At 53.3% G+C, this 17805-nt stretch carries 10 protein-coding genes; 3 read left to right on the top strand and 7 right to left on the bottom strand.

Features of this window, described 5'->3' with window-relative positions:
• The first annotated feature begins 66 nt into the window (after positions 1-66).
• Positions 67-1284 (top strand): efflux RND transporter periplasmic adaptor subunit, encoded by a 1218-nt coding sequence (locus tag SH527x_RS19030; RefSeq protein WP_437192273.1) that lies wholly within the window; start codon positions 67-69, stop codon positions 1282-1284.
• A gap of 101 nt (positions 1285-1385) precedes the next feature.
• Here the strand turns inward: SH527x_RS19030 and nadB are convergent, their stop codons facing one another.
• From nadB to SH527x_RS19010, 4 genes are all read right to left on the bottom strand, one after another.
• Positions 1386-3002: an L-aspartate oxidase gene (gene nadB / locus SH527x_RS19025; protein WP_437192272.1), complete on the bottom strand. Its 1617-nt coding sequence runs from the start codon at positions 3000-3002 to the stop codon at positions 1386-1388.
• A 112-nt stretch (positions 3003-3114) separates the two neighbouring features.
• A complete protein-coding gene (gene folP, locus SH527x_RS19020) occupies positions 3115-3966 on the bottom strand; it encodes a dihydropteroate synthase (RefSeq protein WP_437192271.1) in 852 nt (283 codons plus the stop codon).
• Positions 3967-4071: 105 nt separating this feature from the next.
• Positions 4072-5013, bottom strand: a complete 942-nt coding sequence (locus SH527x_RS19015; RefSeq protein WP_437192270.1) for an AAA family ATPase — start codon at positions 5011-5013, stop codon at positions 4072-4074.
• Between the two features lie 163 nt (positions 5014-5176).
• Positions 5177-6922, bottom strand: coding sequence for an RDD family protein (locus tag SH527x_RS19010; RefSeq protein WP_437192269.1), 1746 nt, complete (start codon positions 6920-6922; stop codon positions 5177-5179).
• Positions 6923-7247: 325 nt separating this feature from the next.
• Here SH527x_RS19010 and SH527x_RS19005 point away from each other — a divergent pair, with 325 nt between their 5' ends.
• Complete coding sequence (locus SH527x_RS19005; RefSeq protein WP_437192268.1) at positions 7248-8435, top strand: hypothetical protein; 1188 nt, start codon at positions 7248-7250, stop codon at positions 8433-8435.
• A gap of 164 nt (positions 8436-8599) precedes the next feature.
• On the opposite strand, the gene SH527x_RS19000 is transcribed toward SH527x_RS19005, so the two are convergent.
• From SH527x_RS19000 to SH527x_RS18990, 3 genes are all read right to left on the bottom strand, one after another.
• On the bottom strand, positions 8600-9463 hold the full coding sequence (locus SH527x_RS19000) for a sugar phosphate isomerase/epimerase family protein (RefSeq protein ID WP_437192267.1): 864 nt from the start codon (positions 9461-9463) through the stop codon (positions 8600-8602).
• A gap of 370 nt (positions 9464-9833) precedes the next feature.
• The gene (hemB, locus tag SH527x_RS18995; RefSeq protein WP_437192266.1) at positions 9834-10820 is read right to left on the bottom strand and encodes a porphobilinogen synthase; all 987 of its coding nucleotides are present in this window, start codon (positions 10818-10820) and stop codon (positions 9834-9836) included.
• A 119-nt stretch (positions 10821-10939) separates the two neighbouring features.
• Positions 10940-13582 carry a tetratricopeptide repeat protein gene (locus SH527x_RS18990; RefSeq protein WP_437192265.1) on the bottom strand — a complete coding sequence of 881 codons (2643 nt, stop codon included), beginning with the start codon at positions 13580-13582 and terminating at the stop codon, positions 10940-10942.
• A 262-nt stretch (positions 13583-13844) separates the two neighbouring features.
• On the opposite strand from SH527x_RS18990, the gene SH527x_RS18985 reads away from it, so the two are divergent.
• A complete protein-coding gene (locus tag SH527x_RS18985) occupies positions 13845-17747 on the top strand; it encodes a hydantoinase B/oxoprolinase family protein (protein ID WP_437192264.1) in 3903 nt (1300 codons plus the stop codon).
• Positions 17748-17805 lie beyond the last annotated feature (58 nt).

Here is a 17805-nt window from a genome sequence, read left to right as displayed (position 1 = left end):
GGCCTGCAACGTCAATTCAAAATCGGTTTTCCCTTTTATTGATTTTAGCATTCATTGATCAGCAACATGCGTAAACGTAGTAACTGGCTGAAACGATTATTGGGAACTCTGATTGCCGTCGCGGTCCTGAGTGCCGTGATCATGGCGATGCGTCCGCAACCAATCACAGTCGAACTGGCATCAGTCAAACGGGGACGAATGGAAGTTGCAATCCGAGACGATGGTCGAACTCGGGTGCGCGAACGCTATGTCATCTCCAGCCCCATCGCCGGACAGTTGCAGCGTGTGAATCTGGAAGTCGGCGACGAAGTTCGTCAAGGAGAAACCGTGGTTGCACGAATTCTTCCGGTCGTTCCCGCCTTCTTGAACCCACGTGAACAAGCGCGTGTGGAAGCTGCCATCAAAGCAGCGGAACGTCGGTTAAGTCGAGCTCAGACTGACGTGCGGGTGGCAGTGGACGGATTAGAACAAGCACGCATCGACCACGAGCGTTACAAGCACCTTCGCAAAAGCGATGCCGCAACTGACGCTCAATTAGAGCAGGCTCATCTCACGTTTCTGAAACAAACCGAACTCGTCAATTCCGCTCGTTTTCAAGAAGACGTTGTGAAGTTTGAACTGGAACAGGAAAAAGCGGCACTGATTCACATGACACGAGAAAAGTCCGACGAGGAGGCGGATTCGGCTTTTGAAATCCGGTCCCCTGTGAATGGCCGTGTCTTGAAGCTGGTTCAGGAAAGTGCTGCCGTTCTGATTCCGGGCATGCCGATTATCGAGGTCGGCAATCCGTTTGAACTCGAAGTGATCGCCGACATTCTTTCCAATGATGCCGTGAAAATGCGGCCAGGGCAAAGCACTCGATTTGTTCACTGGGGTGGCCCCAAAGACTTACCGGGAGTCGTTCGACTGATCGAACCTTCAGGATTCACCAAGATCTCGGCCTTGGGAGTCGAAGAACAACGGGTGAATGTGATCTTCGACTTGCTCGGGTCTCCCAGCGAATACTCTGCATTGGGAGATGGATACAGAGTGGAAGTGGAAGTGATCGTCTGGGAAAGCGAAGACGAACTGATTGTGCCAACTTCGGCTCTCTTCCGGTCAGGAAAAGACTGGGCCACCTTCATCGTCTCCAACGGGAAAGCTGTTCTCCGCCCCATTCAGATTGGCAAAGATAACGGAATCACAGCACAGGTACTGGACGGACTGAAAGAGGGGGATATTGTCATCAGCCACCCCGGCGATGATGTGCAGGATGGCGTCGCTGTTCGTGCAGCAGCAATTTAACCACGACATGTCACCCTGCCAAATCGTGCCCTGAAGATGTGGCCGGATGATTCAGTCGGGGTTCTGCGTGTCAGGGTCTGACATCAGCTCTGCGAGGCAGCTTATTCGCTGATCGTAATATGCTTTGCCGCGGCAGGATCTGTGAACGGAAAATCACTTCGAAAGTGAACGCCACGACTCTCTTTTCTCGCCTTGGCCGACTCAATCATCAATCGGGAAACCAGCAACATATTCTGCAATTCCCAACCTGCGACCGCATGGAATTCTCTGGTGGAAACGTAACGATCCCAGAAGTCGACCTGAGCGAGCGCTGCGTTCAAGCCGGCCTCATCACGGCGAATCCCAACGTTTCGCCACATGATCGCCCCCAGTGAATTCTGAAGGTCCACAAGGTTCAATTCGTCAACCTCAGTACGTTCCCCAAACGAGGCGGACTCGACTGGTGGAACCGTAAAATGGTCCGGAATCTGCAGCGCAGCTTTGGAAGCTCCCTGCCCTGCATGCACTCCGTAATACAACCCTTCCAGCAGGCTATTACTGGCAAGACGATTGGCTCCATGCAGCCCACTGGACGTCACTTCACCTGCTGCCCAGAGATGCGGCAACGTCGTGCGTCCGTGCAGGTCCACAGTCAAACCGCCCATCATGTAATGAGCACCGGGACGAACAGGGATGCGATCGCGAAGAATATCGAGCCCGAACTCACGACACATCTGGCTGATGTGCGGAAAGCGATTTCGAACCAGTTCTGGATCAAGGTGAGAGACGTCGAGATAGACACACGGATGACGCGTCTTCTCCATCTGATCGGTAATCGCACGACTGACAATATCACGCGGGGCCAGTTCGCCACGTTCGTCGTAATCCTTCATGAACTGGTAACCAGTCACATCGACCAGCTTCCCTCCTTCACCACGAACCGCTTCTGAAATCAGATGCCGACTACTTCCGGCGATGTAGAGAACCGTCGGGTGAAACTGCATCATCTCCATATCACGAAGTTCCGCCCCGGCACGAAACGCAATTGCATGCCCATCTGCGGTCGCGATATCGGGATTCGTTGTTTCGCGATAGACCTTTCCGGCCCCACCCGTCGCCAGAATCACCTGCTTCGCCCAGACAAAAGTGCGACCGTGTTGAGCATTCCAGACCAGTGCTCCGCAGCAGACGCCTTCGTTTGTCAGCAGATCGATTGTGAAGGTCTTCTCCCAGATTTCAGCCCAATCGGCTCCGCGTACAGACGCAATTAACGCCCGCATGATCTCTTTCCCGGTCGCATCTCCAAGAGCGTGCGCAATACGAGGATGACTGTGTCCTCCTTCGGTGGTCAGTGCGATGGTTCCATTCTTTAAGTCGAACTTCGCCCCCAGTTCAGCCAAGTCACGAATCAGTTGCGGAGCGGCGCCGACCACTGCCTGAACGACATCTGGGTTACAAAGACCTGCCCCGGCAATCATCGTATCTTCAGCATGATTCTCGGTGGCATCGGAGGGATCGAGCGCTCCGGCAATTCCTCCCTGAGCCCAGGCACTGTTCGAAAGGTTGATCACATCTTTTGTGATCATGATCACACGCAATCGAGGATCGATCTCAAGAGCTGCACGAATCCCGGCAATCCCTGCCCCGATGATCAACACATCCGCAAACACATGCGGGATTCGCTTGATGTGGAACGGAACGAGATAGCGTTTACGTGGATGATATTGCAGTACACTCATTGAATTCTCGATACCCAGCACGAAGGAGACGCATTCAGGAATCCGGTGCTTCTCAGCGCACAGCGTCCCATTGCCTTCCGTAATCATAGAACAATCTGTCTGTGAATGATGCTCAAACAGGCAGATTGGATGTGCGAATTGTATTCCAGGCAACAAGGGCATCGCGGACTGCAGCAACATCATGCACTCTCAGCATGTCGACATGCTGTTCGGCTAATGTCACAGAAACTCCAATGGTTCCTGCCAGACGTTCATCGACAGGGCGTCCCACGAGTTTTTTCAGAAAGCCCTTTCTGGAATGTCCAATCAGAACAGGGCGACCACCTTGCCGAAATTTCTCAATCGACGACAGAATTTCGAGGTTGTGCTGGGCTTTTTTCCCAAAGCCGACACCTGGATCAATCATGAGGCGATCCGACGGAATCCCGGACTTCTCCAACACCTGAAGTCGATCATTCAGATACTGCTGCACCTCTGTGACAACGCAGTCATAATGTGGATCAACCTGCATCGTCTGCGGGGTCCCCTGCATATGCATCAGGATGACTCCGCAATCACTCGCCGCACAGACATCGACCATCCGGCTGTCGAATTCCAGTCCAGAGATGTCATTGACGATCACGGCCCCTGCTGCCAGTGATTCTTTCGCAACGACGGCCTTCATCGTATCAACAGAGATGGGCACCTGCGTTTGAGAGGAAAGAGCCTCAATCACCGGGATCACTCGACGCAGTTCTTCTTCTTCCGAAACCGGCTCTGAAAAAGGTCTGGTCGATTCCCCACCGATATCGAGGAGATCAGCTCCCTGCTCAATCAGTTGAAGTGCATGTTCCACAGCCGCCTGAGTCGACGCCCATTGGCCTCCATCAGAAAAGCTATCTGGAGTGACGTTCACAATCCCCATGATTTTGGGGAATGCCCCCAGCTGCCAGCAGGTCCCGGCAAATGACCAATTGAGCAACATGGCAGAACGTCAGTCTGAAAAAGTAATGCGATCCACGTGAAAGACGAAACGAGCACCGAAAGACATCCCTCCGGTGACTGTTCCCATTCTGATGAGAGAACGGCTTTATTGTGGAACCGCGGTCGTCCCAAGGATTTGATGAATAATCTCTCTCGCACGTCGACGCTGGCGCTCACGAATCACACCGCTGCAGACGACACGGTGGGCGAGAACCGGCACCGCGAGACGCTTGACGTCATCCGGAATGACAAAGTTGCGTCCTTCACACATCGCCAGACTCTGCACAGCCCGATAGAGCGACAGAATTCCGCGAATACTGACGCCCAGACTCAATTCTTTATGTTCGCGCGTTGCTCGTGCCAACGCGAGCATGTAGTCCGAAATGGAGTCCTCGACAGCGACAGATCGCACAGCCTGCTGCAACCGGCCGAGATCGTGTCCGGTCATCACCGCCGACAATGTTTCGACTGGCTCCCCAAGGCGATGGTTGACCAGAATCGCTCGCTCTGCCATCTGGCTCGGATAACCGACTTCAGTACAGACCATGAACCGGTCCATCTGATTCTCAGGCAGTGGGTAAGTTCCTTCGAATTCGAAGGGATTCTGAGTCGCAATCACAAGAAACGGACGTTCCAGTGGATACGTTTGCCCGTCTGTTGTGACCTGTCGTTCCATCATCGCTTCCAGCAGCGCACTCTGAGTTCGTGGCGTACTGCGATTGATCTCGTCTGCGAGAAAGACGTTCGTAAAGATTGGTCCTTTTCGAAACTCAAACTCTCCCCGACCCTGAAGAAAGACGCTCGCTCCCAGAATGTCGCTGGGCAACAAATCCGGCGTACACTGCAAACGTTTGAAACTGCAATTCAAACTGTGTGCAATTGCCTTGGCCAGTGATGTCTTCCCAAGTCCTGGCGCATCTTCGAGTAGCAGGTGCCCCTCTGCCAGCAGCGCCACCACGCACAGGCGAATGACTTCGTTCTTTCCTAGCAGAACCTTTGCAATATTCTCTTCAAGGCGGCGAATCGACCCGGTCTGCTCATCACTCACAGGTGTCTCCAACTCATTGCAGGGAATCAACGTCCTGAAGATACATACTGGACGTTGGGTAAACGAAGTTGCTGAACAGTGACAATCACTTGCAGAAATCCAACTCACAGACGGTCAGGTCACTCGCATCAATTCTGCGGGAAGAGACCCAAACCGGTGTGAATTACTTGTCTCCTCGGAAAACAACTTTCGTTCTTGTAACGAGGTCATGGAGCGCACGTTTTTCAGGATGAAATGCCGCGAGCAGAAATGGAAGACCAAAAGAGAAAAACCAGAGTTCCCTCAAGAACCATTTGAATGTCGCCTGCTTAAGAGTCAAGGTTTTATCGTCTTCAGTTTCGACCATCAGACCAAAAGTATCTTTCCCCAGGGTCGATCGTAACTGAGATGACTCCTGAACGGCCCAGTACATCCACGACAGGTAAAGCGGCACTCCCAATAGAGCCAACGGAATTAGTGCTGGTGAAAAGAACCAGATCAAAACCGCAAACGCAATGCACGCCCAACCCGCCATCAGCGCTTTGGGATTGGAGGTCACAAGGAAGCATGCCAGAGGCAGGAACAATCGGTCGACGGTATGAGCGAGGTAGCGAACCCAGAATGTGGCTGGAGTTCCCGGTAGCATCCGAGTCACGAGGTCCAGAGAACGATTCTGGTAGTAACCGAACAACCCTGTCGCCTTCATCACAAACACAGCCGGAAACGCAGCACAGAATGCAATTGGAGCCATCACAATCGCCGTTGCAGCGATATTGATGAGCCCTTTGATAATCGTGTAGTAAACGGAATCCTGAGCCGTTCCCAATTCGACAAGCTTCATGATCCACAGAGCAATATTCCCCGTCAAACCGGGCGAAAACTTGTCTTCTCCGATGGGGCCCCCAACGATGACTTCACTCACCAGCGGATTGCTGGCTCCCAGGAAGAAGAAGATTCCTCCGGCAAGTAACAGTGTCGGAGCAAAAGCGAGAGCTGAGATGAAAAGCAGATACAGCGTCGGGCCGACGTTCTTCACAAAGATCTGCAGCAGTTCCCATAAAATCCAGGCTTTATAAGTATGCTTGGTTGTCATGTGAACGAGCGCGATCGGCAGGACCATGATCGGTAACGCCTGAATCACTGCAACTGCACCGAACAAGAACCAGGCATTGAAGGCCAGTGGATTATTTGTCATCAGCAGTAGCAAATAGATCAACAAGGTGAGTGGCAAAAAGGGGCCAATCACAACCAGCGGCCAGAAGACCGTTCGCGTTCCTCCGGCGACAGACTGGAAGAAATCGAAATGAACGCGATCCTGCCGAAACGGTTCTCGAGTGATCGACGACATGATCACTTTCAGAATCACGTACAGGAACCATCCCGGAATCCCTGATGCCGACATCAGCATCAGGCTTCCCCAGAACAACTGCGTCGGCCACGTCTTACAATAAACGAAGGACATGTAAGCACAGATTGCGTTGATGGTGGCAAACAACCACCAGAACAGACCTGTCCGAACAGCAATCGATGTATTTTCGAGCAGAAACTCCCAGGAGCCCTTCCATGCGTTCTTATAGAACTCGCGAGGGTCCGGCCCTTTGATCGATCGACGACGTTGTTCCCCACGATCCATCTGGCCGGTTTGCACATTCATCCCGCAACCACGGCAGACGGGATCTTCAGGATCGAGCTCTGCCGCACAATAAGGGCAGATCTGCGTTCCCTCTTCACCGGCCTGACTCAGCCGATCCAGATCAAGCGAGCCAAAATCGACCGCTTGATCCTGCTTCTTAGGCTGAGGAGCCGCAGCGGCGGTGCCGGCAGGGACTTTCAATTTGGTACTGCACTTAGGGCAGGCAATGACCTTCCCACGAGCACTCTCCGGGGCGTTGAGAACCGTTTGACAACCCTGACATCGAATCTTCGGCATGCGTATGCTCCAACGCCAGGAAGTTCGCGACCCCGATTAGGGTGGTCGATCTGTTCCGAGCCAATTCTGCCCACCAGTGGGTCCACAATCTTTGTGAACCCTGCGGGCGACGTTTTCATCGACGGAAGTTGTGCCAATTTATCAATTTCCCCTCATCTTTCACCAGCAGCGACCAAGAATCGGCCAATCCCGCAGATCGGAATGGGACAAAAGTGCAGATTGGGGGGATCCGGGAATCGCATCTTGACCGAATTTGGCGTCAGTCCGAGACTTCGACCACATTTCAAGTTCCCTTCCGGGCTCCTTCTCCAGACAGGAGCACATCATGCCCGATCTGCGAAATTTTCCAGCCATCCTTCGTGTTGCTTCCTTGAAACTCGCAACGGCCGCCACGGTCGTCGCGATGTCATTGGGGAACGGCAATCTTCTGCCTGCGCAACAACCGAAGCAAACCAGTGTCGCCGTCCTCAATGATGGCCGCATTTTTCAGGGGTGGATGACAGAGGTTCCAGGCGGGTATCGCATTGAACAACCGGATGGCAACAAAGTCATTCTTCCGTTCGATCAAATCAGTGTCACTGCGATCAATCTTGTCGCTGCCTATGAAGCCTACCGTGACAGTTTCCGGACTCCGTCGGCAGAATCCCATCTGATGCTGGCCGAATGGTGCGTCACGAACGGCCTCTGGTCGCAGGCATACACAGAAGTCCAATCCGCGTTGAAACTGGAACCGACCCGAAGTGAAGCTGTTGCTTTGCTTCAAAAACTCGATCGGATCGTCCAGACTCAACAGCCACAGTTGTCTGCTGAAAAATTGCAGATGACCGCAATCCCGCAACTCGCATCCGCTGCCGAGAGAGGACGTGTCGAGACGGGGGCACCGCTGAAACCGCAACTCGACTTCGTCAATCAGGTTCAGCCATTACTCATGAACGCCTGCGGGAATGGAAACTGTCACGGACAAATATCACAGAATCAGTTGAAACTGACCAACGTGCGTCTTTCGTCCCGAAACTTACGTCTGGCGAGCGAAAGTAATGTCCGTGTGCTGCTGGAATGGATCGACTACGACAATCCAAAACAGAGTCCGCTCCTCATTAAACCGTGCGAGAAGACACGTCACCACCAGAATATCTTCGCTGCAAATCGTCACGCACAGTACAAATTACTGGAACAATGGGTCATTCAAATGGCCCAGGAGCGACCAGCCGGTATGACACCGCAGCCAGCAGCAGCTTCGCCGATTCAGCAGGCATCTCACACCACTCCCGCTGGTGTGAGATCAGCCTCCGGCATTCAACCAGCAAGTGTGCAAACACCCGGCATTCAGACTTCCGGCACCGAGAGGACTGCGAGTCCCCCGGCGACGCTGCCATCGGCTCCAATGTCGTTAATCCAGAGTCAGAACACTCCGGAACTGCAACAGATCCGCAAGCAAAACCGAAAAGATGCGTTTGATCCCAATGCGTTCAACCAGATGATGCACAGCGCACCGGCAACGGGGACTCCATAAACACGGATCGCAGATTCACAATCGCAGTTCCCGACACAGCATCGTGTCCCAATAAAAACATCCGGATCCCCATCGCTGGGACCGGATGTTTTCATTGAACGTGAGTCAAAGCTCAGGCGATGACGCTGGCAGTGTGCCGTAAGTGGTCATGCCCGAACAATGAACTATGCGGTCTTTTCGCTGAAGATTTTGCTGCGAAGTTCTTCCAGCAGTCGCACGGCCTGACCGACGTCTGCTTTCTGGCGTTCACGTTCTTCTGGAATTTCGCGCTCGATGGTCAGTGGGCCTGTATAGCCAACAGACTGCAGAGTTCGCAGGTAGTTTTCGATTCCAACGTCACCGGTCCCCAAGGCCACTTCACGGCCCCAGCCCACACCGCGTTCGTTATCGGCCGCCCAGGTTCCGTCTTTGCAGTGACAGCTGCGAACCAGATGGCCCACGGTCTTCAGTGCATCAATCGGGTTCCCTGTCCCGTACAGAATCATGTTCGCTGGATCGAAGTTGATGAACAGGTTGTCACGATCAACGTCGTCAATGAATTCCAGCAGGTGAGCAGCTGTTTCTTGTCCGGTTTCCAGATTCACCTGTTGCCCGTTGGCGGCAACATGGTCCAAAAGGTCACGAGTCGCATCGATCAGACCTTTATAGCTCTCGCATGAGCGATCGGATGGCACGAACCCGATGTGCAGACCAACAGTCTTGCATCCCAGATGACGAGCGAAATCCGAGATCTCTTTCATTTCCTGAACGCGAGCAGCTCGGGTGGCTTCTGGAACCAGTCCGACTGTGCGAGCAGTTTCTGCGATGCTGGCGTAGCTCTCGCCATCAAACCCGCCGAAGACTGCGGTAATGGTCACCCCGGCGTCGGCACAGCGCTTCAAAAACTCTGATGCAGCAGCTTCATTGCGATTTTCTGGGGATGGAGCGTGAATCTGAACTGTTGGAATTCCCAGTTCTTTTACCACGTCGAGACGAACACCTAAACCGGCGTCCAGCGAAGTGAATACCCCAATCGGCCAAACGTCCATCACAGTATCCTTTAAAACGGTCTTGAGTCGGCTTCTTCAGGGAGCACACCTCGAGTCCCCAGACGACACAACGATAAGATGTTCCTCTCCAATCGAAAACTCATCTGAGTCGAGAAATCAACAACCAGAGGTGATTTGCACACTGAAGTCCGCATGGCGAATCTCACATCCGTTGCCGAATCCTGCAGAATAACAGGCTGTCTTTCTCTGGATATTGACTGACATTCGCGTTCTGAATCACTCGGATCATCAGGGCTACCGCAGGTCGCCCTCCTGCTTACGGGGGATTCCTCAAAATTCCTCAGATCACTCACTTCAAAGCAGGAATCCACCCGATCGGTACAGCCGACAAAATCGACCCGCCACTCAGTTACCCATTGAGCCACTGAGACGCTTCTTTGGCGTGATAAGTCAAAATCATGTCGGCGCCGGCACGGCGGATACTGGTCAGGATCTCCAATGTAACTCGTTGTTCATCGATCCAGCCGTTGGCAGCGGCCGCCTTGACCATCGCAAATTCCCCACTCACGTTGTACGCCGCCAATGGTAACCCTGGAGCCGCTTCTTTGACTCGGCGAATGATATCGAGATAGCTCAAAGCAGGCTTCACCATCAGAATGTCTGCCCCTTCTGCGATATCGAGCTCAACCTCGCGCAATGCCTCATTCCCATTGGCCGGGTCCATCTGATAGGTCGCCCGATTTCCGAATTGAGGAGTACTCTCTGCGGCTTCCCGAAACGGACCATAGAAGCCTGAACAGTATTTCGCCGCGTAGCTCATAATCGGAAGATGCGAGAACCCTTCCTGATCGAGCGCAAACCGCATCGCTTCAATCATTCCGTCCATCATACCGCTTGGAGCGACCATATCGGCCCCTGCTCTGGCGTGACTGACAGCCTGTTCCTGCAGCAGAATCAATGTCTGGTCATTATCGACGTCAACATGCCCGTGATCTTCGACCAGCACTCCGCAATGTCCATGATCTGTGAATTCACAGTAACACACATCGGTAATCACCAGCAGCGAATCATCGACAGATTTAATCTCGTGAATCGCCTGTTGAATGATCCCGCTATCAGATCTTGCGTCAGAACCGTCAGCGTCTTTTGTTTCTGGAATTCCGAACAGGATGACTCCCGGAATCCCGAGACTTCGAATTTCTTTAATCTCGTCCGCCAGTCGATCGACAGACAGCTGGAAATTCCCAGGCATCGAGCCAATTGGGACCTTCTGGTCGCGACCAAATTTCACAAACAACGGAAGGATCATGTCGCGAGGACTGAGAGTCGTTTCACGAACCAGTTCACGCAGTTGTGGATGTCGGCGGAGTCGGCGGAGTCGTGTCGAGGGAAACATGTCTTCAAAAACCTTCAATAGGGCGTGTCCAAATCGATTCCACAATCGTGGGCAATCGCAATTCAGTCACTTGCCTGTCAATACAGCAATCACGCGGACACATGACAAACCGAACAGGTCTAGTCGTCCAAGTCGGGATCGTGTTCGGAATAGTCATCTTCATCAGGTGCGCCGATCACTTCATGGCGTCGGTATCCCTGCCAGACAACCCCCGGCCGATCACGAAAGATTTCTTCACTGGCGTCAACATGCATCAAGAGCGGGAGAGCCGATTCGCACTGTTCCTGAAATGCAAGAACCATGTCAATCGCCTCCTGCTGCGTTTCAGCAAGGACTCCCCAGTCAATCAGATAGTCCGGCCAGTCTTCCTGACCTGGGAGACAACCTTCGGATGTCTTCCAATGATCATCGAGTGGCTGTTGAATCTGCACTCGATAAAAGTGAATGTCCCCGGATTCACGACGAGTCTCCCGCAGCATGTTGAAGTAGCTGTCAGCAACTAACCCGGCTTTCAGGAATCGCTGAATAAGTCGATGTCGCAAGACATCATCTTCCGGCCAGAGCACAATGGAGTCGCACAGCACTTCAGCGGCACGCACCAGTCCATGAAACGAAAGATAGTCAACATCGACCAGTGATATTTCAAGAAGCTTTTCCAGTTCAGGTCGGGCATCGGACAACTGGCCCATCTCCGTGTATGCACAGACCCGAATCACGTGGATATGGAACAGTCCTGGGGGACGACGTTCAAGCTCTTCATCCAACTCCTTCAGGCACTCTTCATAGCGTCCCAGATGAAACAGCGCCAACCCACGATAATAGTGGTGCCAGACGGGAACTTTTTCTGCGAGCACCTGATGACGGTCAAGATACGTCAATTGCATGTCATATTGCTTGAGCTGCAACGCCGTCATGGCCGCTTCCCAGGCAACGTTCGCGTCTTTCGAGCCTTTTCTCAGACAGATGTCCAAAACAGCCATCGCATCACGAGGCCGTTCCGTCTCTCGATATAACTCGGCAAGTTGATGAGCAGTTGCTCCATCGGCACGATCGAGGCGAAACGCGCGGGAAAATGCCCGTTCAGCATCGCCATGCAAGTCTTCATCGAGGAAGTAGTTTCCCGCCCGAGAGTGATTTCGGGGATGATTGGGATTCATCGACATAGACAGCCGAAACCATTTGTCGATGTCTTCCCGGTTGATCAATTCGCCGAAGTTCTCCGGGTCGGCATTCCGAAAGAAGTGCCCCAGTGTTGCGACCACACTCAAAACTGTCGCATCTTCTGTGAAGTGACGACGAATCGCATCAGCCCACGGCCAGATCCGCATGGCATCATCTGGCCCCTGAATGACATAACGAGACAGGTGCACGAGATATGCCGCGTCGCCAGCATCCTCAATGGATGATGGCTCATGGCTCAGCATTTGATCGAGAATATCGCGTCGAGTTTCTTCATCCTTTTCGCTGTCCATGATCTCGTGCATGTACTGCGAAAGTGTTTCCGACAACGGCGTCACTTCCTGAATGATTTCGTCATCAGGATCGTTCTCGAATCCATGCTCGATCTCGTCCTCGTCGCTTGCCTGCAACGCGACCTCTTCTGTGACTTTATTCACGCAGAATGGGCCAGCATCAGGATCGGCCAGCAACGGAATCGCACACGGAGCGACGCTCTCATCCATCAACCGCTTCCATCGACGAAGCGTTAGATAATCCTGAGCCTCTGTGGCGCGCGCTTCAAGACCTTTCCCCAGAGCAATCGCCCGCGAGCGCTTGCCGTGCAGTAAATATGCCGCAATCAAACGCAGACGGATTTCGAACCAGTCTTTCACCGACTTGATCTCAGTCAGACGGCGATCAAGTTCTGTCAGTCTGGCAATCCCCGCGTCCAACTGACCGGTCATGACTTCAGAAAGGGCGGTCAGCTTCTCGCACTCAAACTCCAATCGAGGCCACTCACCTGCCTCAAAGTCAGGGAGACCTTCCGGGATCGGAGCAACCGTTTCCCCAATCAGAAGACGTAACTCATGGCGATCGATATTCACAAGGATCGTCGAGCGCAGCTTGGTATACACCTTCTCTGCATTGCTCAACGAAAGCGCCTGATCGAGATCACGCAACGCCCGTTGCAGTCGGCCTTCCAGAATGTTGACCCAGGCCAGTTTCTGCAGCGTGGAAGAACGACGGTCTTTCTGATTGTTATCCTCGTCACGCACTTCCATCAACGTCTGGCATTGATGTCGGACCATCGCCAGATCATCAGCGGCAAGATAGACGTCGGCAGCGTACTCGCGAAAACATTTGATGCATTCCATCTTGCCAGTCTGACGGCACACCTGAATGCCGTCATTGATGCACTCCTGCATCCCCGGCGAGTTGTAGCCAGACATCATCCCGGTGGCTTCGGCCAGATTGTCGTAAGCACAACTGGACATCCACGAGCAGATCCAGTGATACAGACCTTCGTCGAGGTCAGGCTGAATGCGACGTGCCTGTTCCTCATCCTGCAGCAGCAAAACGAGTTCGACCGCCGCGTCCCGAGTCATCACAGGATCGAGCATCCCATGCCCGAATCGCATCAGATCAAACAATCCATACAAATAATTGTTTGCCCGTTGATACTGTTTCGCCTGTCGAGTCGTCTCTTTCGCCAGTTGCACTGCAGATCGCAAATGACAATCCAGGAACATCTTCTCTGCGCGATCTGTGCGCATCTCAAACTGACGATCGAGTTCATCAGACTGTTCGTGAGAATCGTCCACGTTTGCCTCTCTTACCCATTAACGAAGTTCCATCATTATCGTCGTGGAAACCGCACGAGGAAGCAATGTCGTGATGATTTGTTCTTTCGTTTTTCAAGTGCCTTCCCGCGGTTTCAATGTCCACATTATCCTGATGTATCAATAGCACCAGATCCTCGATCACAATTGATTGAATTTTGCATCACCGAACAGCCATGCCATAACGACGTCATCACCGGTGATTCCAGATGAGTTGGCAACCGTTCAGGAAGAAGATTTTTCGATGAAATGCAACTATCGCTGGCAGTTCTGGATTGATGTTGGCGGAACGTTTACTGATTGCGTCGCCCAGTCTCCATCAGGCACCATACTGGAATGGAAAACCCTGAGTTCAGGAGCAATCAAAGGCAATATTGAATCTGTTTTCGACGCCGTTCAACTCTGTGATTCACGCAGAAACGAACAAGACAACTTTTGGAAAGATTGGACACTTTCCCTTTCGCACCCTGCACTGCAAGAAAACTGGTCCACTCAGGTTCTCGGTTCCACATCATCAGGGGCTCTTCAACTGGCCGATCCGCTCCCTGCCAGCCTGAGACAAGATCTCATCGGGTGCGCGTACGAGCTGCGATGCAATGAACCTGCTCCGCTGATCTGTCTTCGTCAGATCCTGAAACGGAATCTCAATGAACCGTTACCTCCTGTTGATATCCGCATGGGGACAACCAGAGGAACAAATGCACTTCTGGAACGCAAAGGAGCGAGAACGGCCTTTCTCGTCACCCGAGGTTTCGCGGATCTATTGCACATCGGTAATCAGGATCGCCCTGACCTGTTCGCTCTCAATATTCACAAATTTGCTCCGCTTGCAACAACCGTCGCGGAAATTGATGAGCGTCTGAATGCCGATGGCTCGGTGAAGCTCGCCCTCGATGAAGCCGCAGCGATCAACATCTTTTCTGAACTGCATCGCCAGAACATTGAAGCAATCGCCATCTGCCTGTTGCATGCTTACCGCAACCCGATGCACGAAACTCGACTTGAAGAACTGGCGCGTGAAGCAGGTTTCAAGTATGTCAGTTGCTCCAGCCAGATTGCTCCGGTCATCAAAGCGGTCCCCAGAGGCGAAACGACGGTTCTCGATGCATACCTGAATCCGGTGTTACGCGATTATGTGGCGAAGATTCGCCAGGCATTAGGGCCAGACAGCACTCTCAAGCTGATGGGATCGCAAGGGGGGCTCATCGACGGCCTCGCGTTCTCCGGAAAAGACAGCATTCTCTCCGGGCCGGCGGGGGGAGTCATTGCGTATGCCGAAACCTCCAAAGCTGCAGGCTTCGCCAAGGCAATTGGCTTCGACATGGGTGGAACCAGCACAGACGTTTCTCGGTTCGATGGACAATTCGACCTCGAATCGGAAACGATGAAGGCAGGTGTCCGTATTGCCACTCCGCTCCTGTCAATTGAGACCGTCGCAGCCGGTGGAGGAAGCATCTGCACGTTCGACGGCGTCCTGTTGAAAGTGGGACCAGAAAGTGCCGGCGCTGACCCCGGCCCTGCCTGCTATGGTCGTGGAGGGCCGCTCACCGTCACAGACATGAACCTGCTGCTGGGCCGAGTCCTTCCACAGTATTTCCCATTCAATCTCGATCGAGTTGCTGTTGAAAAAAAGATCGACGCCATCCTGCAGAAGATGGCACAGGATCAACAATCAGAATCGAATTCAGATCGCATCAACTACACTCCGGCACAGCTCGCTCAGGGGTTCATCGATATCGCCAACGAGACGATGGCCAGAGCGATTCGTGCGATCTCCATTCGCAAAGGATACCGCCCATCAGATCACATTCTGGTCTGCTTCGGAGGTGCCGGTGCTCAACATGCCTGTGCCCTCGCCAGAATTCTTGGGATGTCGTCGATCCTCATTCATCCTTACGCAGGCATCATGAGTGCCTATGGGATGGGCCTCGCCGATGTCCGACGCCGTGCCGAGCAATCAATCCTCATCCCCTATTCCGACGAAGCGGTGTCAAAGCTGCACGCAGACTTTTCAGCGATGTCAGAAAGACTCATTCAGGAAGTACAACAAGAAGGGATCGATCGCAGCGAGATCGCGCCTCCTGCCAGAAGCCTGGGTTTGCGGTATCGTGGGGTCGAAGCAGTCATCTTTGTGGATGAACACAACAATGGTGACTTCCGTCGCCTGTATGAAGAGAAGCATCAACAGCTTTACGGTTACATTCAACCGGACCGCAAGCTTGAAATTGTCTCCATTGCCGTCGACGCCATCGGCCGTCTTCCACGAGCCCAGACGCCACAACTGCCGCCGGCGTCCGCTCCACTTCAACCAGCATCCACATCGCCTGTCTGGTTTGCAGGAAACCAGATCGACGCCCCAGTCTATCATCGTCACCAGTTTCAGGCAGGTCATACATTTGTCGGACCCGCCATCGTCTGTGATCACGGTTCCACAATCTGGGTCGAACCTGGCTATAAGGTCACGATTCGATCAACTGGAGAACTGCTCCTCGAATTGCGTCCGGACTCTTCAACCGCATCAGAGTCAGCAGCACACGATCAGCTTTCTGATCCCAAAGTCGATTCCGTTTTAGAGACGTTAGCCGATCCGGTCACGCTGGAAATCTTTAATAATCAGTTCGCATCCATTGCAGAACAAATGGGGGTAACGCTGAGAAAAACATCCATTTCCACCAACGTCAAAGAACGTCTGGACTACTCGTGCGCCATCTTTGACTCGGCCGGTGGTCTCGTGGTGAATGCACCTCATATTCCAGTCCACCTCGGAGCAATGGGCGAGACTGTGCGTTGTCTGTTAAATGAGAACCCAGACATCCAGCCTGGTGATGTTCTTGTCTCGAATGATCCCTATTCAGGTGGATCTCACCTGCCTGATATTACTGTCGTCACACCGGTTCATGATGACAGCACCGGCGAACTTTTATTCCTGACAGCAAGTCGTGCGCATCATGCCGAAATCGGAGGCATCACCCCCGGCAGCATGCCTCCTTTCTCAAGAACATTAGGCGAAGAAGGAGTCCTGATCCGCAACTTCAAGATTGTCGATCAGGGAACGTCACGCCTTGATGATTTTCGTGACCTATTGACTTCCGGCCCATGGCCCAGTCGCAACCCGGAAGACAATCTGGCGGATGTGTCCGCACAAATCGCGGCAAACAAGATGGGGGCAAAGCTCCTGAACGATCTGGTTCGTCAGTCGTCGCGCGAGCACGTTCAACGCTACATGAAGTTCATTCAGGAAGCCGCGGAACGGAAGATGCGGAAAGCTCTCGCGTTGCTGCCTGACGGAACATATCCCTGCACCGATCATCTGGATGATGGCTCGCCAATCTCGGTGTCCATCACCATCCTGAACGAAACGGCGATCATCGACTTCGCCGGCACCGGCCCTGTTCTGAAAACCAACCTCAACGCAAATCGAGCCATTGTGACTGCGGCAGTCATGTATGTCTTCCGCTGCCTGATCGATGAAGCGATTCCACTGAATGCCGGTGTCCTGTCACCTCTCCAGATCGTCTTGCCAGAGTGTCTGTTGAATCCGTCGCCTCATAAAGATCGAGCAGAATGTCCGGCAATGGTCGGAGGCAATGTCGAAACGTCGCAACGTGTCGTCGACGTCCTGCTGGGAGCATTGGGCAAGGCGGCTGCCAGTCAAGGAACGATGAACAACCTCACGTTCGGCAACGCTCAATTTGGCTATTACGAAACGATCTGCGGAGGGGCCGGGGCAACAGCAACAGACTCCGGGGCTGATGCAGTTCATACCCACATGACCAACACGCGCCTGACAGACGTTGAGGTCTTCGAAGCCAGATACCCAGTGCAGATTGAAGAGTTCTCGATTCGTCGCGGATCTGGTGGAGCCGGACTCCATCGCGGCGGAAACGGAATCCGACGCGTCTTTCGATTCCAGCAACCGCTAACGGTTTCACTGCTCACACAACGTCGCGGCCCCTTTGCTCCATTCGGACTCAACGGAGGCGAGTCGGGAGCACTCGGGCGCAACATCCTGCGGCGAGCCGGATCAACAGAGTGTGAATCCCTGCCAGGCTCCGCTCAGATTCAAGTCGAAGCCGGTGACTGTCTCGTGATCGAAACTCCCGGTGGCGGGGGATACGGACAAGCAGGTCCGTCTCACAACACGTAAGCACCTTGCAATGCCTGCGCCGAACTGCACACCGTTGCGCCAGCGACATTGCAAGGTC

This window comes from Planctomicrobium limosum, from assembly GCF_051465645.1.
In the GTDB taxonomy this organism is placed as follows: Bacteria; Planctomycetota; Planctomycetia; order Planctomycetales; family Planctomycetaceae; genus Planctomicrobium.
Note: the sequence above shows the minus strand (reverse complement) of the source record. Positions and strands in the feature narration are given on the sequence as shown.

Excerpts from the sequence above, each read along its gene's own strand:
- SH527x_RS19030 (WP_437192273.1), top strand. The coding sequence starts at position 67 with ATGCGTAAACGTAGTAACTGGCTGAAACGATTATTGGGAACTCTGATT.
- nadB (WP_437192272.1), bottom strand. The coding sequence starts at position 3,002 with ATGAGTGTACTGCAATATCATCCACGTAAACGCTATCTCGTTCCGTTC.
- folP (WP_437192271.1), bottom strand. The coding sequence starts at position 3,966 with ATGTTGCTCAATTGGTCATTTGCCGGGACCTGCTGGCAGCTGGGGGCA.
- SH527x_RS19010 (WP_437192269.1), bottom strand. The coding sequence starts at position 6,922 with ATGCCGAAGATTCGATGTCAGGGTTGTCAAACGGTTCTCAACGCCCCG.
- SH527x_RS19005 (WP_437192268.1), top strand. The coding sequence starts at position 7,248 with ATGCCCGATCTGCGAAATTTTCCAGCCATCCTTCGTGTTGCTTCCTTG.
- SH527x_RS19000 (WP_437192267.1), bottom strand. The coding sequence starts at position 9,463 with ATGGACGTTTGGCCGATTGGGGTATTCACTTCGCTGGACGCCGGTTTA.
- hemB (WP_437192266.1), bottom strand. The coding sequence starts at position 10,820 with ATGTTTCCCTCGACACGACTCCGCCGACTCCGCCGACATCCACAACTG.
- SH527x_RS18985 (WP_437192264.1), top strand. The coding sequence starts at position 13,845 with ATGAAATGCAACTATCGCTGGCAGTTCTGGATTGATGTTGGCGGAACG.